19 protein-coding genes and 4 pseudogenes are annotated in these 20,430 nt (G+C 72.0%); 12 read left to right on the forward strand and 11 right to left on the reverse strand.

The window, feature by feature from the left end; all coding sequences use genetic code 11:
- Positions 1-36: 36 nt before the first annotated feature.
- A complete protein-coding gene (locus ASC99_RS09065) occupies positions 37-1,020 on the reverse strand; it encodes an AfsA-related hotdog domain-containing protein (RefSeq protein WP_057230149.1) in 984 nt (327 codons plus the stop codon).
- A gap of 232 nt (positions 1,021-1,252) precedes the next feature.
- On the reverse strand, positions 1,253-3,700 hold the full coding sequence (locus ASC99_RS09070) for an AAA family ATPase (RefSeq protein WP_057230150.1): 2,448 nt from the start codon (positions 3,698-3,700) through the stop codon (positions 1,253-1,255).
- A 171-nt stretch (positions 3,701-3,871) separates the two neighbouring features.
- On the opposite strand from ASC99_RS09070, the pseudogene ASC99_RS09075 reads away from it, so the two are divergent.
- Both ASC99_RS09075 and ASC99_RS41675 read left to right on the forward strand, forming a co-directional pair.
- A pseudogene (locus tag ASC99_RS09075) lies at positions 3,872-4,897 on the forward strand (MFS transporter); the annotation flags it as partial.
- Between the two features lie 82 nt (positions 4,898-4,979).
- Positions 4,980-5,306 (forward strand): MFS transporter, encoded by a 327-nt coding sequence (locus tag ASC99_RS41675; RefSeq protein WP_255359229.1) that lies wholly within the window; start codon positions 4,980-4,982, stop codon positions 5,304-5,306.
- A gap of 67 nt (positions 5,307-5,373) precedes the next feature.
- Here the strand turns inward: ASC99_RS41675 and ASC99_RS09080 are convergent, their stop codons facing one another.
- The 3 genes from ASC99_RS09080 to ASC99_RS09090 all read right to left on the reverse strand — a co-directional run bounded on the left by ASC99_RS09080 (position 5,374) and on the right by ASC99_RS09090 (position 7,388).
- Complete coding sequence (locus ASC99_RS09080; protein WP_057230151.1) at positions 5,374-5,784, reverse strand: hypothetical protein; 411 nt, start codon at positions 5,782-5,784, stop codon at positions 5,374-5,376.
- Between the two features lie 129 nt (positions 5,785-5,913).
- On the reverse strand, positions 5,914-6,570 hold the full coding sequence (locus tag ASC99_RS09085) for a hypothetical protein (protein WP_057230152.1): 657 nt from the start codon (positions 6,568-6,570) through the stop codon (positions 5,914-5,916).
- Positions 6,567-7,388, reverse strand: coding sequence for an ATP-binding cassette domain-containing protein (locus ASC99_RS09090; RefSeq protein ID WP_057230153.1), 822 nt, complete (start codon positions 7,386-7,388; stop codon positions 6,567-6,569). The genes ASC99_RS09085 and ASC99_RS09090 overlap by 4 nt, the downstream gene beginning before the upstream one ends.
- A gap of 149 nt (positions 7,389-7,537) precedes the next feature.
- Between ASC99_RS09090 and ASC99_RS09095 the strand changes: the two genes are divergently transcribed.
- Both ASC99_RS09095 and ASC99_RS09100 read left to right on the forward strand, forming a co-directional pair.
- Positions 7,538-7,885, forward strand: a complete 348-nt coding sequence (locus ASC99_RS09095; RefSeq protein ID WP_057230154.1) for a PadR family transcriptional regulator — start codon at positions 7,538-7,540, stop codon at positions 7,883-7,885.
- Complete coding sequence (locus ASC99_RS09100) at positions 7,882-8,865, forward strand: hypothetical protein (RefSeq protein ID WP_057230155.1); 984 nt, start codon at positions 7,882-7,884, stop codon at positions 8,863-8,865. Before ASC99_RS09095 ends, ASC99_RS09100 begins: the two co-directional genes overlap by 4 nt.
- Positions 8,866-8,920: 55 nt before the next feature.
- On the opposite strand, the gene ASC99_RS09105 is transcribed toward ASC99_RS09100, so the two are convergent.
- Positions 8,921-10,204 carry a YncE family protein gene (locus tag ASC99_RS09105; RefSeq protein ID WP_057230156.1) on the reverse strand — a complete coding sequence of 428 codons (1,284 nt, stop codon included), beginning with the start codon at positions 10,202-10,204 and terminating at the stop codon, positions 8,921-8,923.
- A gap of 79 nt (positions 10,205-10,283) precedes the next feature.
- On the opposite strand from ASC99_RS09105, the gene ASC99_RS09110 reads away from it, so the two are divergent.
- From ASC99_RS09110 to ASC99_RS09130, 5 genes are all read left to right on the forward strand, one after another.
- Positions 10,284-10,985: a TetR family transcriptional regulator gene (locus ASC99_RS09110; RefSeq protein ID WP_082598194.1), complete on the forward strand. Its 702-nt coding sequence runs from the start codon at positions 10,284-10,286 to the stop codon at positions 10,983-10,985.
- Positions 10,986-11,167: 182 nt separating this feature from the next.
- The gene (locus ASC99_RS09115; RefSeq protein WP_057230158.1) at positions 11,168-11,680 is read left to right on the forward strand and encodes a toxin-antitoxin system HicB family antitoxin; all 513 of its coding nucleotides are present in this window, start codon (positions 11,168-11,170) and stop codon (positions 11,678-11,680) included.
- Between the two features lie 81 nt (positions 11,681-11,761).
- The gene (locus tag ASC99_RS09120; protein WP_057230159.1) at positions 11,762-12,610 is read left to right on the forward strand and encodes a DUF4097 family beta strand repeat-containing protein; all 849 of its coding nucleotides are present in this window, start codon (positions 11,762-11,764) and stop codon (positions 12,608-12,610) included.
- 62 nt (positions 12,611-12,672) lie between these two features.
- Positions 12,673-13,665 (forward strand): ATP-binding cassette domain-containing protein, encoded by a 993-nt coding sequence (locus tag ASC99_RS09125; protein WP_200948298.1) that lies wholly within the window; start codon positions 12,673-12,675, stop codon positions 13,663-13,665.
- Positions 13,662-14,453 carry an ABC transporter permease gene (locus ASC99_RS09130; protein WP_057230161.1) on the forward strand — a complete coding sequence of 264 codons (792 nt, stop codon included), beginning with the start codon at positions 13,662-13,664 and terminating at the stop codon, positions 14,451-14,453. Before ASC99_RS09125 ends, ASC99_RS09130 begins: the two co-directional genes overlap by 4 nt.
- A gap of 220 nt (positions 14,454-14,673) precedes the next feature.
- Here the strand turns inward: ASC99_RS09130 and ASC99_RS09135 are convergent.
- On the reverse strand, positions 14,674-14,933 hold a 260-nt coding region (locus tag ASC99_RS09135), incomplete at its 5' end, for a type II toxin-antitoxin system PemK/MazF family toxin (protein WP_157531447.1).
- Between the two features lies 1 nt (position 14,934).
- Positions 14,935-15,253: pseudogene (locus tag ASC99_RS40265) on the reverse strand (type II toxin-antitoxin system PemK/MazF family toxin); the annotation flags it as partial.
- Positions 15,254-15,429: 176 nt separating this feature from the next.
- Here ASC99_RS40265 and ASC99_RS09145 point away from each other — a divergent pair.
- Positions 15,430-16,203, forward strand: a pseudogene (locus tag ASC99_RS09145) (IS701 family transposase); the annotation flags it as partial.
- 103 nt (positions 16,204-16,306) lie between these two features.
- Here the strand turns inward: ASC99_RS09145 and ASC99_RS09150 are convergent.
- The gene (locus tag ASC99_RS09150; protein WP_235502597.1) at positions 16,307-16,801 is read right to left on the reverse strand and encodes a hypothetical protein; all 495 of its coding nucleotides are present in this window, start codon (positions 16,799-16,801) and stop codon (positions 16,307-16,309) included.
- 301 nt (positions 16,802-17,102) lie between these two features.
- Positions 17,103-17,294 (reverse strand): annotated as a pseudogene (locus tag ASC99_RS40270) (IS701 family transposase); the annotation flags it as partial.
- Positions 17,295-17,406: 112 nt separating this feature from the next.
- On the opposite strand from ASC99_RS40270, the gene ASC99_RS09155 reads away from it, so the two are divergent.
- Both ASC99_RS09155 and ASC99_RS09160 read left to right on the forward strand, forming a co-directional pair.
- A complete protein-coding gene (locus tag ASC99_RS09155) occupies positions 17,407-18,654 on the forward strand; it encodes a sensor histidine kinase (RefSeq protein WP_057230163.1) in 1,248 nt (415 codons plus the stop codon).
- A complete protein-coding gene (locus ASC99_RS09160; RefSeq protein WP_057230164.1) occupies positions 18,642-19,292 on the forward strand; it encodes a response regulator transcription factor in 651 nt (216 codons plus the stop codon). The genes ASC99_RS09155 and ASC99_RS09160 overlap by 13 nt, the downstream gene beginning before the upstream one ends.
- A gap of 50 nt (positions 19,293-19,342) precedes the next feature.
- On the opposite strand, the gene ASC99_RS09165 is transcribed toward ASC99_RS09160, so the two are convergent.
- The gene (locus ASC99_RS09165; RefSeq protein WP_057230165.1) at positions 19,343-20,425 is read right to left on the reverse strand and encodes a hypothetical protein; all 1,083 of its coding nucleotides are present in this window, start codon (positions 20,423-20,425) and stop codon (positions 19,343-19,345) included.
- Positions 20,426-20,430 lie beyond the last annotated feature (5 nt).

A 20,430-nucleotide genomic window follows, 5' to 3' on the forward strand; every position in this document is an offset into this window, starting at 1 on the left:
CGGCCTGGCCAAGTTGGTCGGAGAAGTACTGGTCGGTCAGAAGTCCTGGACGACGGTGGTGCGGGCCTCGGCCACGGCCCGCCGGTGCTGGGTCAGCGTCAGGGTGACCGGGACGGCGGGCCGTCCGGCCGCGTCCCGGCCGAGCTGTCCGGGCACCACCGCGCAGCGCAGTGGCAGGTCGGTCTCGGCGTAGCCGCTGACGTGGATGTCGGTGGCCACCAGGGTGGACCGTCCGGGCGCCAGGCCGAAGGCCCGGGACGCCGCCAACAGCGAGGCCTGGCGCAGCGATTCGAGCAGCAGTGTGCCGGAGACGTGCGGTCCGCCGCCGCCCAGCACCGGGTGGTCGGCGCGGCTCAGCACCCAGGTGCTGAGCTGGCCCCGGGAGCTCTCGGTGGGCTCGCTGACCACCACGTTCTGCGGCGCCGCCCGGCCGACCGAGGCAGGCGGCACCGGCCAGGCCGGGCCGTCCGGCTCGTCCGCCAGTTCGGGCGCGGCGCGGACCGCCCAACTGCTGTGCTCCTGGTGGGTGCGGTGCAGCACCGGCGGGACGAACACCAGGCCCGCGCTGCCCGTCGCGCAGGGCACGTCGTCGATCTGGACGGACAGGTGGAAGTCCAGGCCACGTGGCACACCGTGCACCGAGTTGGCCGGAGTGGCCCGGATGTCGGTGGTCATCCGGGCCGGCCGGGACTCCACCCGCCAGGCCGTCAGATCGGTCAGCTCCAGGCTGAACCGGTAGAACAGGCCCCGGCGTTGCGCGGGCACCCCGAAGTACTGGTGGCCGACGAACTCGCCGATCTCCCGGATCGCCTCGGTGGTCAGCTGGTGGTCGTGGAAGTGGCCTGACCCGTCGTTGAACAGCGGGTGCCGGAGCGGGATCTCACCGGCCAGCACGAAGCGTTCCTCGCCGTTGCTCGGCGCGTCGAGCAGGTAGTGGTCCCAGGACGGCGGGCAGTGGATCAGGTGCCGGATGTCGTGGCCCGTGCCCAGCTCCGCGGTGGCGGCACTCTCGCCTCTCATGGTCCTCCCTCTGCTCCGGCGCCGTGCATCGACCGGGCCGGTTGCCGACCGCCCGTCCGCCAGCGTCGCCGCACCGGCCGGGCCGGGGCCAGCACGGCACGGTGGCAGCAAGTTGACTGGCCAGAACTGCCGGTCAGCGCCTCAGCAGCGCTTTAGTCGCGCTCATGGGGCGGGCCGGACAGTGGAGTACGTCGGCAGCGCCAGGTGTTCCCCCCTCCGGGGCGCTCCCGTCCTACGGCCCGCTCCACGGGTTGCCCCCGATCCGTGGAGCAGGGCCGCCCGGTCCTGACGGCCGGCGCTGCCGGTCGTCCAGTCCGACCAGGTGGGCGACCTGCGCCCGGGAGACGATGCCGAGCTTGCGGAAGATCCGGCTCAGGTAGGTCTCCACGGTCTTCGCGCTGACGCCCATCCGGCCGGCTATCTGCTGGTTGGTGCACCCCTCGCTCACCAGCAGCGCCACCTGCGCCTCCCGTCGGCTGAGCCCGGCCAGTCCCGGCTGCTCCGTCGGGTCGGGCCCCGGCTTTACGGGCCCGGCGTCCGCACGTAGTGCTACGAGCTCGGGCCCCGGGAAGGCCTCGGCCGGGGCCGGTACGGCGCCCAGGACGCGCAGCGTCTCCTCGACCCGGCGCTGCCACAGCCGACCCAGGCCCGCCGCCTCCCGCCCGGCCGCGGCCGCCGCCCGGTGGGCGCCGGGGACGTCCCGCCCGGCGAGCCTGATCCGGCTGTGCCAGAGCAGGGCGTCCACCGCCAGCGGCGGGCTGTTGAACCGTCGCCCGGCCGCCACCGCCAGCACCGCCCGGTCGGCCGCCCCCGCCAGGTCCCCGGCGTCCCACCTGGCCCGGGACAGCCCGAGCGCCGTGCGGCCGAGCAGCTGCCACTGCCCGGAGTCGAGTACGGCCTCGAAGGCCCGGCCGAGCAGGGCCTCGGCCCGGTGCCGCCGCCCGAGATAGAGCTCGGCGTCGGTCAGCCAGCGCACCGACTCCAGCCGGTGCAACGGGAGTTCCTGCCCCGCCAGCCGTTCGGCCGCCGCCCCCGCCACCTCCGCCGCCTCGGCGAACCGCTCCTCGGCGGCGTGCGCGGCGGCCAGCAGCGCCAGTGCGTGGGCCTGTGCAGCGGTGTCGCCCAGCCGGACGGCCCGTACGTACCCGTGCTCGGCCCACTGCACGGCGGTCCGCCCACCGACCGGGTCACCGACCTCCAATGCGAGGGCGGCCCAGGCGAGCTCGACGTCCTTGGCAGTCGCCAGCAGCTCCCGCGCCGCCGCCCAGCGCCCCAGTCCGCGCAGCGCCGACGACTCCGCCTCGGCCACCGCCTGCCGGCCTCCGGCGCCGTTGCCCACCCTGGCCAGGGCGTACGCCGCCAGCGCCTCCTCGGCCCGCCCGGTCAGCGTGAGCGCCTGGCCCAACCGGCCTGCCCAGTCGGCTGGTTCGTCGGCCCAGCGACGCAGCCGCCGGGCCGCCGCCGCCGGGGCGCGGTACAGGTCGGCGGTCGCCCCGGCCAGCAGCAGCTGACGGTCCGTCGGTCCGAGTGAGGAGGCCCGCTCCAGGTGGGCCGCCAGCAGCTCGGCCGGAGCGCCGGTCCGGCGCAGCGCCGAGAGTGCCCGCCCGGCCGCCCCGTACTGCCAGCCGGCCCGGCCGCCGCGCAGCAGCAGCGTCCGCACCACCGGGTGCCGGAATCGGAAACCGGAGCCCTCGGGCGCCGGCCGGAGCAGTGCCTCGGCCTGCAACTCGTCTATCGCGAGCAGTACTTGGGCCAGCGGCAGCCCGGCCACCTCGGCCACCGGCTGTGGCGCGACCGTGCCCCCGAGGGTGGCCGCCGCCCACGCGGTGCGCCAAGCGGTACCGGAGAGCGGGCCGAAGTCGAGTGCGACCGGGCCGCCGCCCGGCGTCGGCTGCGCGGTCGCCAGTTCAAGCGCGCCGACCAGCTCGGGGGCGGACCCGGCGCAGGCCCGGAGCAGCCCGGGCACCCCGGCCGCGTCCCGCAGCAGCACCTGACGGTCCACCGGATCCAGCCCGGGCCCGAGCAGTGCGGCCGCCTCGTGTGCCGCCAGCGGCCCCAACTCCAGGTGCTGCCAAGGCTGTCCGCCGCCGGTGCTGCGCAGCGCGGCGAGCCGGTTCGCGGCGGGGGAGTCCCGGTGCGCCAGCACGGTCAGCAGTCGGCCTCTCGGCGGGTGCCGCACCAGGTGGTCGAGCAGATCCAGCGTCAGCGGGTCGGCCCGATGGGCGTCGTCCAGGACCAGCAGCAGTCCCGGCCCGTCCGCCAGCAGTTCCAGGACGCTGCGGACCGCCCGGATCAGCCAGTACTCGTCCGGTGCCCCGACCTCGGTGCCGCCACCGCCCAGGGCGGGGAACACCCGGCTCAGCCGGACCGCCAGCGTACTCGGCAACTCCACACCGGAGTCCGCCAGTTGGTCGTCGAGCGCGTCCACCACCAGTTCGAACGGGGTGGCAGGCCCACTGCGCCCGGCCCGGCCGACGGCCACCCGCCAGCCCTCCGCCCCGGCCAGCGCGGCCAGTTCGGCCAGCAGCCGGGTCTTCCCGATCCAGGGTTCCCCGCTGACCGAGACGATCCGGGCGCGGCCGTCCGGCCCGGTGGCGCGGGTGAGGCGCAGGGCCTGTTCCAGCAGCTGCAGTTCCCCCCGTCGCCCCACCAGGGCGTCGCGGTCCGCTTCGGTTCTCATGACCGGAAGCCTGTCCGGGAAGCCCCTGACACGCCAAGCGTCCGACGCTGTCAGGTACCGGAGTGGCAGCAAGTCCCTCGAGCGATCAGTGCTGTTGGGGAGCTCGGCCACCTTCTGTGGGGGAGAACCCCGACTGGCCGGGGGCGTTTCCGGCCGCCATCCTCGGGAGTCATGGCCATCGAATCCGGGGAACTCGCACCTCCCGTCCAGGGCACGGCCAAGCAGCCGTACCCAGCGCCCGCCGACGCGCCCTCCCACCCGTCCGCCGAAGCCCCTGAGCGCTCCCGCCGGGTGCGGTGGGGCTACGCCGCCGGCTCCCTGGTGACCGGCACCTTCAACACCCTGCCCGGCCTGCTCCTGCTGCCGTACCTGACCGACACGCTCGGGGTGGGCGCGGCGCTGGCCGGTCTGATCGTGCTGCTCCCCAAGGTCTGGAGCGCGGTGCTCAACCCGCTGGCCGGACGCCTCACGGACCGCACCTCGAGCCGCTGGGGCGCCCGCCGCCCGTACGTGCTGTTCGGCGGTCTCGCGGTGGCGTTCTTCCTGGCCACCACCTTCGCCGGGTTCGCCGGGGGCTCGGCCGGTGTCTGGCTGACGGCGGCCGGATTCCTGTGCACCGCCACCGCGTTCGGCTTCTTCCAGGTCCCGTACGCGGCCATCCCGGCCGACATCACCCACCGCACCGAGGACCGGATCCGGCTGGTCGGCGGCCGGGTCGCGGTGATCGGCCTGGCCGCGCTGGTGGCCGGCGCGGTCGGTCCGGCCGTGGTCGAGGCGGCGGGCGGCGGCGTCGCCGGGCACCGCTGGGCCGGCCTGTTCGGGGCCGGGGTGGTGGTGGTCGGCGCTCTCGCGGTCTTCCTGGGCACGGCCGGGGCCCGGAGCCGGCAGGTGCTGGCGAGCGAGCCCAGCCTGCGCCGCCAGCTCGCGGTCGCCCGCGCCAACGGTCCGTTCCGGGTGCTGTTCGCCTGCGCGGTGGTGCAGACCCTGGCGACCGGCTGCTTCCTGGCCGGCGCACCGTACTTCGCCCGGCACGTGATCGGCGACCCGACCGCGACCGGTGTCGCGGTGGCGGCGTACGTGGCCCCCAACCTGCTGGCCGTCGGGCTCTGGTCCAAGCTGGCCGCCCGGCTCGGCAACCGGGCCGGCTACACCATCGCCAACCTGCTGTTCCTGACGGGCTGTCTGACCTTGTTGGCCGCACCGGCATTGCCGGTCGCGCTGGCGCTGCTGCTCTGGGGAGTGGCGGGGGCAGGCCACGCCGCTGCTCTGCGCGTACGCGATGCTCCCCGAGTACATCGCCCGGGACACCGCCCGCACCGGCCGCCAGCAGGCCGGGGTGTTCTCCGGGGTCTTCGCCACCGGCGAGGTGCTCGGCCTGGCGCTCGGGTCCTTCGCCTACGGGCTGGTGCTCCAGGCGTTCGGCTACGTCTCCTCCGACACCGGCCACGCCGCCGCCCAGTCCGCCGGTGCCGAGCTCGGCGTGCTGCTCGGCGTCACCCTGTTCCCAGCGCTCGCGACCGCCGGTCTGCTGTTCCTGCACCTCCGCCGACGTACCGCCAGTGCAGCTGATGCCGCATCCGGCGACGTTTCCCCTGTGGTGATGTGACGCGCCGTCCGGGCGATGCTCCGGACGGCGCGTCCCGAACCCCCGGGTCTCCGGGGCGGTTCAGCGATCAGCCGCAGTGCGACCAGCCGGACATCCAGCTGATGCCCTCGAAGGAGCCGCCCCACGAGATGCACGTGTTCGGGGCATAGAGCGTGACCGGGCCGGCGTAGTAGTAGTAATAGCCCCAGTCGGGGGACATCACGAGGTCGCTCTGCCGCTCGATCTGCACCCGCAGGTCGTACCTCGTGGTCCCGTTCGGGCTCCGCACCCAGGTGACAGCACAGTTGGTCGAGCCGTTGTAGAACAGGTAGACGTCGGCCACCGAGCCGAGGGCGTGGTGGTCGATCTGGTGGTAGCTGCTGCCGCAGGCCCCGCTCGGCGTCGTGGCCGCTTCGGCCGGAGCGGCCACGAGCATTGTTCCCGCGACCATGCCCAGAACACTGAGCGCGAGGGCCGCCATCCGCTGTATCTTGCGCATGAATCTCCGTTCATACATGCCTAGTCCGAAACTGCAGCAGGCACGATAGCAGCGACCAAGATCGTCTGAATATGGGTCAGCAAGGTGGCGGGCGATCTTGCCCGCTCGAAGCGGCGCGGCACCCGGGGACTACTCCCGGCGCGCCGCAGCGAAGTCGGTGACGAGGACGGCGACGACGGTCAACACGGCCCCGAGCACGGCCAGCCCGCCGACCGGCCAGACCAGCTCCGCCGCCGGGTGCCGTCCGGCCAGCAGGGTCAACAGCGGGTTGAGCGGCGGCAGTCCTGGCACCAGCGGCAGCACCAGGGCCGAGCCGAGAGCAGCCAGCAGGGAGTACCCGGGGCGGCCGACCACCGGGCGGGAGCAGACCAGGCCGAGGGCGCAGCCGGTGAACGCGGCCGCCGACTGGGCCGCCGCCCCGACCAGCAACTGCATGCCCTGGACGGTGTGTTGCCCCACGATAAGCGGGTAGACCAGGCCGACCACGGTGAGCAGCAGGCAGATCCCCAGCGCCACCAGCGCGTCGGCGACGAACAGCCGTCGTGCGCGGCCGGTGCTCACCACGGCGATCGCCCGGGCCTGGGGCTCGTCGAGGTTGACCACGCTGACCGTCAGCCAGCAGGCGGACAGGAACATCGCACCCGCGCAGACCCCGTAAGCCGAGGTCAGCGGACCGGAATCGCTGCTGGTGAGCACCGTCACCAGGGCGAGGAAAATCAGCACGGGCGGCAGGTACCGCTGCGAGTGCAGCAGCCTGGCCAGCGTGTAGCGGCAGAGCGCGGTCATCGCGACCCACCTCCGCCGAGCCGTCGCAGCCCGAGCACGGTCCAGCCGTTGCGCAGCGCGGTCAGCAGCAGCGCGTCGCAGTCCGGGGCGGCCACCAGGAGGGTGAGCCTGCCGTCCTGCCGGACCACTTCCTGTACGCCCGCCAGCGCCTGCCAGTCCACCGGCTCCCCGCCCGCCAACTCGACCTCACACAGCTGGACTTGAGCCGCGACCGGCAGCACCCGCCCCGAGGCGATCCGGTACGCCCGCGAGGCGGCCGACCGGGCCAGTGCCTCCCGGTGCTCGGTGAAGAGCACCGCGCCACCGGCTGCCGCCACCTCGCCGATCAGGGTCACCAGCGTGCCCTGCGCAGCGACGTCCAGGCCGGACCACGGCTCGTCGAGCACCAGGAGTTCCGGTGGCACCAGCAGGGCCTGGGCGACCGCGACCTTCTGGGCGTTCCCTTTGGAGAGCTCGCGGATCGCGGTACGGCTGCCGCCCACCAGGGCCAGCCGCTCCAGCAGTTCGCCGGCTCGGACGGTGGCTGCCCGGCCGGACAGGCCCCTGATCCGGCCCAGATGCTGAAGGTACGTCAGGGCGGAGAGCCGCTCGTGCGGCGGGAAGCGGTCCGGCACCCAGCCGACCACCTCGGGCCGCCCCGACACCGCGCCCGAGCTGGGCCGGGACAGCCCGGCCACGATCCTGAGCAGGGTGGACTTGCCGGAGCCGTTGCCCCCGGCGACCGAGACCACTTCGCCCGGCGGGAGTTCGAGGTCGGCCTCGACCAGGACCGGGGGCCCGCCCCGGTACACCTTGCCCACCGTCTCCAGACGGAGCACGCGACAACTCCCTCCCGGACCGCCCCGGCGCCCTCCGCCGGGATCACGCGGGATCGTACGCCGCCGGGAGTAGGGGCCGGATGAAGCTCCGCCGATCCCCTTATCGTCCGACCATCGACATATAGCGACGGCAGCTCTATGCTCGGCCCATGACCGAACGTCAACTCCAGGAGCCGACCAGGCTCGTGCTCACCGCGCTGGCCGATGCCCCCCGGCACGGGTACGCGATCATCCAGGAGGTGCTGGCGATCTCGGGCGGCAGCAGCCGTCTGAGCACCGGGACCCTCTACACCGCGCTCGACCGGCTGCTCCAGCAGGGTCTGGTCCGGATCGAGAGCGAGCAGGTGGTCAGCGGACGGATGCGCCGCACCTTCGCCCTCACCGACCAGGGCCAGGACCTGTTGGCGGAGGAGGTCGGCCGGCTCCGGACGGCCGCCGCCGAGGTCGAACGCCGACTCGCCACTGCGCGACTGCGCCTGAACGGAGCGACCGGATGAGCGCCGTGACGAATGGTTGGGGGAGCGACCACGTCGCCCCGAAGCCGGGCCGTCTGCTGATCGGCCTCTACCCCGCCCGCTACCGGGCCGCCCACGGCGAGGACATCGCCGCGGTCTTCGCCGATGCCACCGAAGGGCAGTCCCGGCGCGCGGTGCTCCGGGAGCGGCGCGACCTCGCCTCGCACGCCCTGCGGCTGCGGCTGCGGATCGGCCCGACCGATCCGGCCGGCCGGGTGCTGGCCGGGGCCGCGCCGGTCGCGCTCGCCCTCGCGGCCGGGTGTGCCCTGGCCTTCCTGCTGCCCAATCTGCGCCCGATGGTCCACGAGATCCGGTACCCGATCCGCGGCCTGGGTCTGCGCAACGCCCTGATGAGTGCGGTCTTCATCCTGGCCTACACCGCGCCGTGGCCGGTCGCCCTCGCGTTCGCCGTCCTGGGCCGCTGGCGGGCCGCCCGGATCGCAGGCGTGGTGGCGACTCTGCTGACCCTCGCTGTGTACGCCACGAACGGCCTGGCTTTTGCGTGGGTGATCGGAGAGATGGCGGCTACGGCCGCGGTCGGCGCGGTCGTGCTCCTGGCACCGTCCGGCCTAGTGGACGTCACGCAGCGCGGCCGGTGGGAAATGGCCGGAATCGCGCTCGCAATCGGGCTCCCGCTGGGCCTGGGAAGGCAGTTCGGGATCGACCTCTCCTGGCGGTTCGACCTGCTGCCGGTCTGGCTGAGCGTGGTGACGGCGGCGGTCCTGCTGGGCCGGCTGTCCGCCCGTCGGCCGGATCGACTCCTGGCCTTTGGTGTCGGGCTCGGAGTGGTGCCCTGGATGATGCCGTTCGCGGCCGCCGTCCTGCACGGGGCGGTACGCATGCCCACTCTGCTCCGCTACGGGGGAGCCTTCCTCGCCCCGCTCGGCGCGGCCGTGGCGCTGGCCGGAGTGGTCCACCTCGCCCGCCGGGTCCGGGCGACCGAACCGTCCGACCCCGCCTGAGAGCCACCGATCGCCGACCGCCCCTGACCTCGCGTCAGGGACGGTCGGCGTGCGTTCAGTTGCTCACGGGACCGGTCCAGCCGGCCGGGACGTGGCCGAGGCGGACCCGTTGCGGGTGGTCGCCGACGGCCGTGGTGGCGGTTCGCAGGCCGGTCGCGAAGTCGATCGCGGTGACCTGGTCGGCGCCGCTCTCGGAGATGATGCAGGACCTGCCGTCGCCGCTCACGGTCGCCCAGTACGGCTTCGAGGCGGGCACCAGCGGCCCTTCCTGCAGGGTGGCCCGGTCCACCACGGTCGCGTAGTCGTCCATGGTGCCCGCCACGCACAGCTTGTCGCCGGCCGGGCTGACCGAGAGGCCGTGGTGCCGGGAGTCGTTCACCCAGCTGGTGCGGTCCTCGCTGGTCGCGGGGTTCTTCGGCAGGGTCTTCACCCGGGTGACCCGGTCGGCGGCGACGTCGTACTCGACCAGGCCGTTGAAGAACGAGACCTGGAAGTAGAGCGCGGAGCCGTCGGGGACGAAGGCGGCCGGCCGGACGGCGTCGGACAGGTCGGGGCGGCCGAACGCGTCCAGCCGTTCGCGCATGTCGATCACCTTGACCGGGGCGTACGTCGTCGCGTCGACCACGGTGATCCTGCGGTCCCCCTTCGTCCAGTCCAGCCAGGGCGCGTCGAGTGCGGTGTTGACCTCGCCGATCGACATGTTCCAGATCCGGGTGCCGCCGTCGGCGAACAGGTTCTCGTGCGGCTTGTCGCCGGTGCGGAACGAGCCGAGCTGCGCGCCGGTCCTGATGTCCAGTACGTGCACGGTGTTCGAGGTGGAGGCGGAGACCGCCACCCGGCTGCCGTCCGGCGAGACCGCCATGTGGTCGGAGCGGTAACCCGACACCGGGAAGCGCCAGTTGATCCGTCCGGTGCCGAGGTCGATGGACACCACGTCGGCGAAGCTCGGCCGGGAGACCACCACCGAGGAGCCGTCCGGCGTCGAGTACATGTCGTCGACGAACTGGTCGTGCCCCTCGCCCGGGCCCAGCCGGATGCCGAGGAAGTAGGCCAGCTTCACCGGGTTGAGGTAGATCTCGGTGAGCCGCTGGTCCTTGTCCGGCACCACGTTCACCCGGCCGATCCTGGCCAGGTCCCCGCCGGAGCGGATCACGTCGGCGGTGCCGTCCCAGTTGTTGCCCACGAACATCACCTCCCGCAGGGCGGTGCCGCCCGGTTCGGCGTTCGCCGTGGCGGCGGTGCCGGTGACCAGCAGGCCGAGCGCGGCCGCGATGCCGCCGAGAGCTCGAACGTGCCGCGGACTGGAACTCCTGGAACGCCTGGATTCGGTGCGGGACATCGCGGCTCCTTCGCCGGTGCACACGGGAAGTCTGAAACGACGGGTAGTCAGATTGGCGCTACTCGACGGTAAGGAGGGCATGGCGGCCCTGGCAAGACCCCGGTACGCGACAATCGGTCCAGGCTGCGAAAGGCGGGGCGGGGCGGTGGGACAGGCCACGGGTACGTACGGCGGCAGGTCGGCGCAGGAGCGGCGGACCGAGCGGCGGGAGCGCTTCCTGGCCGCCGCGCTGCAGCAGTTCGGCGACCGGCCCGGCTACCGGGCGGCCTCGGTGGCGGGGGTGTGCGAGGCGGCCGGGCTGTCGACCCGTCAGTTCTACGAGGAGTTCCGCAACCTGGAGCAGGTGCTCGCGGCACTGCACCTGCTGGTCAACGACCGGACCGAGCAGGCCGTCCTGCGGGTCCTCACCGACACCGCCGGCCTCGGTTTCGAGCAGCGGATCGGTGCCGTGCTGCGCGCCTACATCACGGCCGCCACCGACGACCGGCGCCGGCTGCGGATCGCCTTCGTCGAGATCATCGGCGTCAGCGAGGAGCTGGAGCGCCAGCGGCTGACCCGGCGCTCGCGCTGGGTGGAGCTGATCGTCGCGGAGGCCGAGGCCGCCGTCGGCCGGGGCGAGATCGCGCCCCGGGACTTCCGGATCGCGGCCACCGCGTTCATCGGCGCGGTCAACGGCCTGCTGCACGACTGGACGGCCGGCCAGTTCGAGGCCACCCTCGGCCAGGTCGTCGACGAGCTGGTGGCCCTGCTGCTCGGATCGGTCCGTCGGCCGGGGGCCTGAACACCACGGCGCCACCGGTGGTGTCACCCTGATGTGGATATGGCGCCAACCTGGCTCAACATGCTCCCACCTGCGCAGATGCCCTCGATCGGACCCCCGTGGCGCACCGCCCGCACCATGTAGCGCCACAAGTGGTGCCACATTGGCTCGACATGGCGCCACTCCCGTGCCATGATTACGGCATGGACCTCACCCCGTATGTCGACACCCTCCGCCGCGAGCTCGCGGTGGCTGCCGAAGCCGGCGGCGACGAAGCCCGCGAGCTGGCCGAGCGGCTCACCGCTCCGCTGGAGTCGGCGACCCGGCTGACCATGCTCCACGTGCTCTCCGCGGCGATGGACGAGATCACCCGTGAACTCGCCCCCGGCTCGGTCGACGTACGGCTGCGCGGGCTCGACCCCGACTTCGTGGTGACCCTGCCGCCGGCCGAGGGCAGCGCCCCTGCGGCGCCGACCGCGCCCGTCGAACCGCTGTCGGCTCCGGCCGAGGGTGACGAGGGCGGCACCGCCCGGGTCAACCTGCGCCTGCCTGCCCATCTCAAGGCCCGCGCCGAGGAGACGGCGGCCCGCGAGGGTCTGTCGGTCAACGCGTGGCTGGTCCGGGCGGTGTCGGCGGCGGTCGACGGCGGCACCCGGCCGCGTACGCCGGAGAAGGCCCAGACGGTCGGCCAGGGCTACACGGGCTGGGTCCGCTAACCGCGCCTCCGCCCGCGCACCACTGCACTCGCATCGCGTCACCCACACCACTTCATCCAGAGCCAAGAGGACGGGACAGCCATGCCTTCTTTCGACACTCCCGAACCGATCTCGGTCACCGCGCACGTGGAGGCCGGTTCCATCCAGCTCACCGCGGGCGACCGCCCCGAGACCGTCGTCCAGGTGCGACCCCGCGACCCGAAGAAGGACCGGGACGTTCGGACGGCCGACCAGACCCAGGTCACGTACGCAAGCGGCGTACTGACCGTCAGGACGCCCAAGTCCAACCTGCTCGGCCTCGGCCGCACCGGCACCGTCGACGTGACGGTCGAACTGCCCACGGGCTCGCACATCGACCTGACCGGTGCCTGGACCCAGGTGCTGGGCGAGGGCCGGCTCGGCGAGGTCCGGGTGAAGACCTCCTCCGGCGACGCCCGCCTCGACACCACCGGTCCGCTGCACCTGACCGCCTCGCACGGCTCGATCACCGTCGACCGGGTCGAGGGCAAGGCCGAGATCACCACCAGCTCCGGCAGCATCCGGGTCGGCCTGGTCGACGGTCCCGCCGTCCTGAAGAACTCGCACGGCACCACGACCGTCGGCGCCGCGACCGGCGAGCTGCGGGTGAGCGGCGCCAACGGCGACATCGACATCACCCGGGCCGAGAGCTCGGTCACCGCCACCACCGCCCACGGCACCCTGCGGGTGGGTGAAGTGGCCCGTGGCACCGTCCAGTTGGAGACCTCCTACGGCGCCATCGAGGTCGGCATCCGCGAGGGCACGGCCGCCTGGCTGGACGTCAACTCGGGCGCCGGCCAGGTGCGCAACACGCTCACCGCGTCGGAGAGTCCGGAGCAGACCGAGGACAGCGTGAAGATCCGCGCCCGCACCCGGTACGGCAACATCGACGTGCGCCGCGCCCGGGCCTGACCACCCGCTCCGCCAACTCTCCCGCTCCCCCCGTCACTTCAGCCTCCGAAAGGGAGGACTCCATGCCTTCTTCTGTCATGCCCACGCCCAGGCGGAGCGGCGGCCCGTCGGCACCCGCCGCCGTCACCGCCGTCGGCCTGCGCAAGTCGTACGGCGACAAGGTCGTCCTCGACGGCATCGACCTGCGCATCCCGGCCGGGTCCGTGTTCGCGCTGCTCGGGCCGAACGGCGCCGGCAAGACCACCGCCGTCAAGATCCTCTCCACCCTCATCACCGCCGACGGCGGACAGGCCCAGGTCGCGGGTCACGACCTGGCCGCCGACCCGCAGGCGGTGCGGGCCGCGATCGGTGTCACCGGGCAGTTCTCGGCCGTCGATGGTCTGATCACCGGTGAGGAGAACATGCTGCTGATGGCGGACCTGCACCACCTGTCCAAGGGGGAGGGGCGGCGGGTCGCCGCCGAACTGCTGGCGCGCTTCGACCTGGTGGAGGCGGCCAGGAAGCCCGCCTCCACCTACTCCGGCGGCATGAAGCGCCGCCTGGACATCGCCATGACCCTGGTCGGCAGTCCCCGGATCATCTTCCTCGACGAACCCACCACCGGCCTCGACCCGCGCTCCCGCCACAACATGTGGCAGATCATCCGCGAACTCGTCTCCGACGGCGTCACCGTCTTCCTCACCACCCAGTACCTGGAGGAGGCCGACGAACTCGCCGACCGGATCGCCGTGCTGAACGACGGCAGGATCGCCGCCGAAGGCAGCGCCGAGGAGCTGAAGCGGCTCATCCCCGGCGGACACGTCCGGCTCCGCTTCGCCGACCCCGCCACCTACCGGCTCGCCGCCGCCGCGCTGCGCGAGGTCACCCGCGACGACGACTCCCTCACCCTGCAGATCCCGAGCGACGGCACCCAGCGCGCCCTCCGCACCGTCCTCGACCAACTCGACTCCGCCGGCATCGAGGCCGACGAACTCACCGTGCACACCCCCGACCTCGACGACGTCTTCTTCGCTCTCACCGGCACCGACCAGACCCCCAAGGAGAACGTCCGATGAGCTCCCTCGCCCTCGCGGTCCGCGACTCGTCCACGATGCTGCGCCGCAACCTGCTGCACGCGCGCCGCTACCCCTCCCTCACCCTCAACCTGCTGCTCACCCCGATCATGCTGCTGCTGCTGTTCGTCTACATCTTCGGCGACGTGATGAGCGCGGGCATCGGCGGTGGCGGCGCGGACCGCGCCGAGTACATCGCGTATCTCGTCCCGGGCATCCTGCTGATGACCATCGGCGGCACCCTGGTCGGCACCGCGGTCTCGGTCTCCAACGACATGACCGAGGGCATCATCGCCCGGTTCCGCACGATGGCGATCCACCGCGGGTCCGTGCTCATCGGACACGTCGTCGGCAGCGTGCTGCAGGCACTCATCAGCGTGGTCCTGGTCGGGGCCGTCGGCGTGGCGATCGGCTTCCGCTCCACGGATGCCACCGCCCTGGAGTGGCTGGSGGCGTTCGGGCTGCTCGCGCTGTTCGCCCTGGCCTTCACCTGGATCGCGGTCGGGATGGGCATGGTCAGCCCGAGCGCCGAGGCGGCCAGCAACAACGCGCTGCCGCTGATCTTCCTGCCGCTCATCTCCAGCACCTTCGTCCCGGTCGACGCGATGCCCGGCTGGTTCCAGCCGATCGCCCAGTACCAGCCGTTCACCCCCGCCATCGAGACCCTGCGCGGGCTGCTGCTCGGCACCGAGATCGGCAACAACTGGTGGATCACCATCGTCTGGTGCCTGGGCCTGGCAGCACTCGGCTACCGCTGGTCGAAGGCGGTGTTCAACCGCGACCCGAAGTGACCGGGCCTCCCCCCAACTCGCCCCGCCCCAGGGCGGCGTACGCCGACACCACGTCGGCACACGCCGCCCCGTCGGCGTTCCCGGCCCTGGGCCGGACAGGCCCTGATACTCCAGCCGCAGTTCGTGATCTCGATGGTGAGGGGCAGGGGACACAAGTGGCCAGCGTCGATCATCTGGGCGAGACCGACCACGCCATCGGGGGCGTCCGTTTCTTCTCCGTCTACCCGAGTTCACCGAGACGGAGGGCATCCTCAATCTCGCTGAGCTTCGCGGAGGACACGGCCCCTGCCCGCTCGATCAGGTCGTCCCCGGACACGGTGGTCAGCCACGTACACGGGGTAAAACCCGGACGCGGGAACGCGAACCGCAGCACGCCTTCAAAGGGCAGCCCTTCCGCGGCGCCCACTTCCACTTCGACGCCCAGGCCGCTGATGTCGAAGCCCGCCGGAGCGACGACCTGCATCCCCCGGAACCCGGAGGNCGAGACGGAGGGCATCCTCAATCTCGCTGAGCTTCGCGGAGGACACGGCCCCTGCCCGCTCGATCAGGTCGTCCCCGGACACGGTGGTCAGCCACGTACACGGGGTAAAACCCGGACGCGGGAACGCGAACCGCAGCACGCCTTCAAAGGGCAGCCCTTCCACGGCGCCCACTTCCACTTCGACGCCCAGGCCGCTGATGTCGAAGCCCGCCGGAGCGACGACCTGCATCCCCCGGAACCCGGAGGCGTCGTCTCCTGAGAGCAGTACGACCAGCCGCCGCTCGTCGAACTCGACCCACCAGACTTCGCCACGTTGCACATGTCCTCCTGATACAGGACGGCAGGCGGACGCTGCACGACCCTGACGCGCTGTGGAGACGGGTGCGGTCACCGTTGATCATCGGTGTGTGAAGACTGAAGATCACGCAGTGGCCGCAGGTCACAGCGTAGACCCTGCCCGTTGGCAGGAGGCGTTCGAGGGCCTGATGAGCCGGGATAGCGGGACGGTTCAAGCGGGTCGAACCCCGGCGCCGCGCAAGCCAGTTGACGCTCGGGCTTATGTCGGACCTGCCGCGCAAGAACTGCTGGACCATCGCCGAATGGGCCGGGGAGGCCACACCGGACGGCATGCAGCACCTGCTGGGCGGGCCAAGTGGGACGCCGACCAGGCACGCGACGACCTGCGCGAGTACGTGGTGGAGTACCTGCACGACGAGCAGGCGGTGCTGGTGGTCGACGAGACCGGGGACCCGAAGAAGGGCACCGGCACGGTCGGTGTCCAGCGCCAGTACACCGGCACCGCGGGCAGGATCGAGAATGCCCAGGTCGCCGTCTACTTGGTCTACGCCGGCCGGCGCGGGCACGCCGCAGTGGACCGAGAACTGTACGTCCCGCGCTCCTGGACCTCCGACCCCGACCGCTGCCGGGACGCCGGACTCGACCAGGACACCGCGTTCGCGACCAAGCCGGAACTGGCCGCCCGCATGGTCGCCCGGTTCCTGGACGCCGGTCACCGGGCCGCATGGGTCGCGGGGGACGAGGTCTACGGTGTACCCGAAACTACGTACTGCGCTGGAGGAACGTGGCACCGGCTACGTTCTCGCGGTGGCCTGTTCGCACGAAGCCGCCACCGGGGCCGGGAAGTTCCGCGCGGACATCCTGGCCAAGAAGGTACCCGAGCGGGCCTGGCAGAAGTTGTCCGCCGGGACCGGAGCGAAGGGTCACCGCTTCTACGACTGGGCTGTCATCGACCTCGTCGGTAGTCGACCCGAGCGGGCCGAACGAACCGGCCGTGGACCGCCGTTGCGGCAGGCCGGGGACTTCCCGAAACGGACCGTACCGCAAGCGCCGATCACGTCACGAGCTCTTCCGCTCAGCGGCCCGGCTGAGGGAAGGTCCGGGTCGCGAGAACCGCGCAGGCCACCGCCAGCGGCAACTCGGCGAAGACCGCCATCAGCACCGCCAGCTTGAAGTCCGAGCCCGGGGCAGCCGTCATGGTGTCGAACCAGGCGTCGACCAGCAGCAGGGCCGAGGTCGCGGCGGAGGTCAGGCAGGCCCGGCAGTTGCCGCGCCTGAGGAGCAGTCCGGTGGAGAGCAGGCCGAGCGCCTGAAAGCTGTCCAGACCCGTCCACGTCCAGGCCCAGTGCGAGGCCTGAGCGGTGGTCGGCAGCCCGGTGTGCAGGAAGACCAGCCAGGGAATCATCGCCAGCCCGAGCACGGTGAGGACCGTGGCCGCCCGGCGAAGCAGCAGGGGGAACGTCGAAGCGGCCGCGGCCTTCGGAAGGATCCGCGGGACACCGGAGCCCGAATCGTCGTCCCCGCGGACCAGACGGACCGAATGAACGCCGGTCAGCTGAGTGCTCGCCATGACACCTGACTCCCTCCCGTGCCCGCCCCTCGGGCACAACATCAGCATGTCGTTCGCGCACGCCCGAGGCAGTAGCGCTCCTATCCGACTTGATGGTGGTGGTGGGTACACCTTCCGCATCCCGGCGACACTGCGAGGAGATCCGGCCCGCCCCGCCAGAACCAGTTCGAATGCTGATCGATTTCCCTGCCCAGGGGCCGTCTGGCACTCCAGCTGTAGATCTTGATCACGACTGTTGGACGGCCTGACGTTGCTAGTGGCCGCTCCGTGCTCGGGCCTGGTGTCGTCGGCGCCGGCATGACCAGCGATGCCAGGTGGTCCAGCGGCGGGCCTGGTGCTCGTCCAGGCCGGTCAGGCCCTTCGCGGACTGGAAGGTCTCCTCCACCGTCCAGCGGCGCCCGGCCACCCTGACCAGGGAGCTCAAAGGAACGGGTCCAGCCGAGTAGCAACGGTAGAAGGCGAGTTCGCCGGTGCGCCGGTTGCGTCGAATGAGCTACGACCGGTGGCCCGCGCTGCTCGCCGATCTACAGCTGGTACTAGGTTCACCATGAGATCGGGTACAGGTTTCATGGCACCGTCCTCCTGCGGTGCCCTAGCGTCGTGCCATGACGATTCCAGCCGGAGTGAGACGCACGGTCCTCCGGGCGCAGCGGGACACCGGCTTTCTTGCCGCTGGTGTGCTGCCGCACCTGGCGCTGGTGCCCGTGTGGGCCTGGGCGGCGGCGACTACCGCCAGGACGGGGAACTGGCTCCTTACGGTTTCCATGTCGGCCGCCCTGGTCCTGCTCGGCACCCCGGTGCTGACGGCCGTTCAGCGGGCTCGCTACCGGGTGCTCATCGGTGTGGACGTCCCCCGGCTCACCCCCACCGCGCCGGAACAATGGACGTGGGCCTCGACCGCCCGGTGGCTCGCGGCGACGCGGCCTTGGCGCAAGATCGGCTACCACCTCCTGCTGGGCCCGCTGCTCGCGCTGCTGGAGCTGCTGGTGCTCGCGGTGGCAGCGGCGTGCCTGGCGGGCGTCATCGCCTACGCCTGGTCATGGGCGCTGCCAACCGGAATCCGCCAGGACTGGTTCGGCTACCTGATCCAGCTGCCGGCTTACACAGCGGCTGGACTCCTCCTCCTGTGCGCCTTGCCGTGGACCGCGCGGGCAGTAGCCCGGGCCGAGGCGCGGCTGGCGTTGGGCCTGCTCGGGCCCAGCCGGGCGCAGCGACTCCAGGAGCGGGTCGATCAGCTGGCCGTGAGCCGGACCGACTTGATCGAGGCCGTCGACGCGGAGCGCCGCCGGATCGAGCGCGACCTGCACGACGGCACCCAGCAGCGGTTGGTGTCTCTCGCGGTCAACCTGGGTCTGGCCATTGCCACCCGCCCGGACCTACCGAGTGATGCCCGCGAGGTGATCGCGAGAGCGCACCTGGAGGCGAAGGAGGCGATCGCCGAACTCAATGACCTGGTGCGGGGGCTGCACCCGGCTGTGCTCGAAGACCGAGGTCTGGACGCGGCGTTGTCCGGGCTGGCTGCCCGCACGCCCCTGCCGGTGCGGCTGCGGGTCAATCTGGAGGAGCGGGTGGCGCCCAACGTGGAGTCAGTCGCGTACTTCGTGATCTCTGAGGCGCTGACCAATGCAACGAAGCACGCCAACGCGATGCGTGCAGAGGTGATAGTCCGTCAGGTCGGCGAGGTGCTGCGAGTGCGCGTTACCGACGACGGGCTGGGCGGTGCCGACGCCGCCGCCGGCACGGGGCTGACCGGGCTGGCCAAGCGGGTCGGCTCCCTCGACGGGGCCTTCCACGTCAGCAGCCCCGTTGGCGGGCCCACCACCATCACCGCGGAGCTGCCGTGCGCGCGGTGATCGCCGAGGATTCGGTGTTGTTGCGGGTCGGCCTGATCAAGGTGCTGGAGACGGGCGGGTTCCAGGTCGCCGCGGAAGCCGCCGACGCGGAGGGGCTGTTGGCGGCAGTGGCGGAGCACCGGCCCGAACTTGCCTTGATCGACGTCCGGATGCCGCCTGGCTTCACCGACGAGGGGGTGCGGGCGGCGATGGAGATCCGTCGGCGCTGGCCGGGGACGCCGGTGGTGCTGCTTTCGCAGTACGTGGAGGAGCGGTACGCGGCTGACCTGCTGTCTGCGAACACCAGCGGTGTGGGCTACCTGCTCAAGCAGCGGGTTGCCGATGTCGCCGACTTCGTGGCGGCGGTCCGGCGAGTGGCGGACGGGGGCACGGCCCTGGACCCGCAGGTCGTCGCCCAGTTGCTGCTGCGGCGCGACAGCGACCCGCTCGCGCGGCTGACCCCCCGCGAACGGGAGGTGCTCGGCCTGATGGCCGAGGGGCGCTCCAATGCCGGCATCGCGCAGGCGCTGGTGGTCAGCGAGAGCGCCGTGGCGAAGCACATCAACAACATCTTCGCCAAGCTTGACCTGCCCGTGGTCGACGCGGACCACCGCCGCGTCCTGGCCGTGCTGCGGTTCCTCGGAGTGTCCCGGGCCTGACGTTCCCATCCGTGATCACGATCTACGGCTGGAGTACTAAGACGGAGGGTCTAAGCCCGTACGCCGGTGATCTCGGCGAACGCAGCCGTCCCCGAGTAGCCGATCAGGAAGCCGATCAGCAGCCCGCCCCAGAAGTCCTCGACGGTGACGAACGACTGCGCCTCGGACTTCCGCGCCGCGAAGACGATCGCCGCGCCACTGAGGATCACGGCGAGGACGAGCGAACCGATGGCGGTGCCGAGCTGCTGTTCGACCAGCGCGTTCAACGTGCGGGCGTCCTGGACCGACCGGCCGATGCTCCCCACGGCGCCGCCGAGAGCGCCTCCGGCCATCACGTTCCACAGGGCGGCCTTGAGCGGCACCGTGAGCGAGGTGGTGTTGGAGAAGACCCGCCGCCGATGCTGCCCGTCGCTCGGCCGGTCCGGCCGTGCGTCGCCGACCAGCCCCTGATGCGGCATCAGTCCGTAGATGACGGTGACCTGCAGGTGGTAGCTGGCCGGGACGAAGAACGGGCTGCGCCCGGTGCCGAGGCGGATGGTCCACACATCGGTGCACCCGGGCTCCAGTGCGGTGCCCTTCGGCAGCGAGCCGACCAGCGGTACCCGCTCCCGGCCGCTCGTCAACGGGTCGTACACATTGACGACGGAGTCGTCGTTGGCGGTGATGTGCAACTGCCGTGCCCGGCCGTGGAGATTGACCACGGCGTTCTCGTTCGCGGTGAGGTGGAGCTGGCCGGTGCCGCCGTGCAGGAGGGCCAGGTCCCGCTCGTGCTCCTCCTCCAGCCTGCCGAGTGCATCGACGATTCGGTGCTGCTCCGCGTGGTCCGCGGCGCCGAGCTGCGTCAGTTCCCGTTCGAGCGAGGCTCGTTCGGCGTCCCGCTGTCGGATCGCCGTCCGCAAAGCCTCGGCATCCGGTTCGGCGGCGTCGGCAGGCTGCTCCGACTCCGGTGCCCGCCACGACAGTTGGGTGGGCAGGCTCAGCTCGACCGAGTCGATCCACACGGGCACCGCGAACGGGTTCTTGACGTGCAGATAGACGGTGAAGTCCGTGCCCGAGTAGACCTGCGGGACGGAGAGATCGACCGTGAGGTCGAGCAGACCGAGCTGGGACGGTTCCGGCAGAGGAGTGGCCACCCGTT

Origin of the sequence: Kitasatospora sp. Root107 (assembly GCF_001424875.1) — a bacterium.
In the GTDB taxonomy this organism is placed as follows: domain Bacteria; phylum Actinomycetota; class Actinomycetes; order Streptomycetales; family Streptomycetaceae; genus Kitasatospora.

Excerpts from the sequence above, each read along its gene's own strand:
- ASC99_RS09110 (WP_082598194.1), top strand. The coding sequence starts at position 10,284 with ATGGCGGCCCTGGCAAGACCCCGGTACGCGACAATCGGTCCAGGCTGC.
- ASC99_RS09120 (WP_057230159.1), top strand. The coding sequence starts at position 11,762 with ATGCCTTCTTTCGACACTCCCGAACCGATCTCGGTCACCGCGCACGTG.
- ASC99_RS09115 (WP_057230158.1), top strand. The coding sequence starts at position 11,168 with ATGGACCTCACCCCGTATGTCGACACCCTCCGCCGCGAGCTCGCGGTG.
- ASC99_RS09095 (WP_057230154.1), top strand. The coding sequence starts at position 7,538 with ATGACCGAACGTCAACTCCAGGAGCCGACCAGGCTCGTGCTCACCGCG.
- ASC99_RS09080 (WP_057230151.1), bottom strand. The coding sequence starts at position 5,784 with ATGCGCAAGATACAGCGGATGGCGGCCCTCGCGCTCAGTGTTCTGGGC.
- ASC99_RS09070 (WP_057230150.1), bottom strand. The coding sequence starts at position 3,700 with ATGAGAACCGAAGCGGACCGCGACGCCCTGGTGGGGCGACGGGGGGAA.
- ASC99_RS41675 (WP_255359229.1), top strand. The coding sequence starts at position 4,980 with ATGCTCCCCGAGTACATCGCCCGGGACACCGCCCGCACCGGCCGCCAG.
- ASC99_RS09085 (WP_057230152.1), bottom strand. The coding sequence starts at position 6,570 with ATGACCGCGCTCTGCCGCTACACGCTGGCCAGGCTGCTGCACTCGCAG.
- ASC99_RS09100 (WP_057230155.1), top strand. The coding sequence starts at position 7,882 with ATGAGCGCCGTGACGAATGGTTGGGGGAGCGACCACGTCGCCCCGAAG.
- ASC99_RS09155 (WP_057230163.1), top strand. The coding sequence starts at position 17,407 with ATGACGATTCCAGCCGGAGTGAGACGCACGGTCCTCCGGGCGCAGCGG.
- ASC99_RS09105 (WP_057230156.1), bottom strand. The coding sequence starts at position 10,204 with ATGTCCCGCACCGAATCCAGGCGTTCCAGGAGTTCCAGTCCGCGGCAC.
- ASC99_RS09125 (WP_200948298.1), top strand. The coding sequence starts at position 12,673 with ATGCCTTCTTCTGTCATGCCCACGCCCAGGCGGAGCGGCGGCCCGTCG.
- ASC99_RS09150 (WP_235502597.1), bottom strand. The coding sequence starts at position 16,801 with ATGGCGAGCACTCAGCTGACCGGCGTTCATTCGGTCCGTCTGGTCCGC.
- ASC99_RS09065 (WP_057230149.1), bottom strand. The coding sequence starts at position 1,020 with ATGAGAGGCGAGAGTGCCGCCACCGCGGAGCTGGGCACGGGCCACGAC.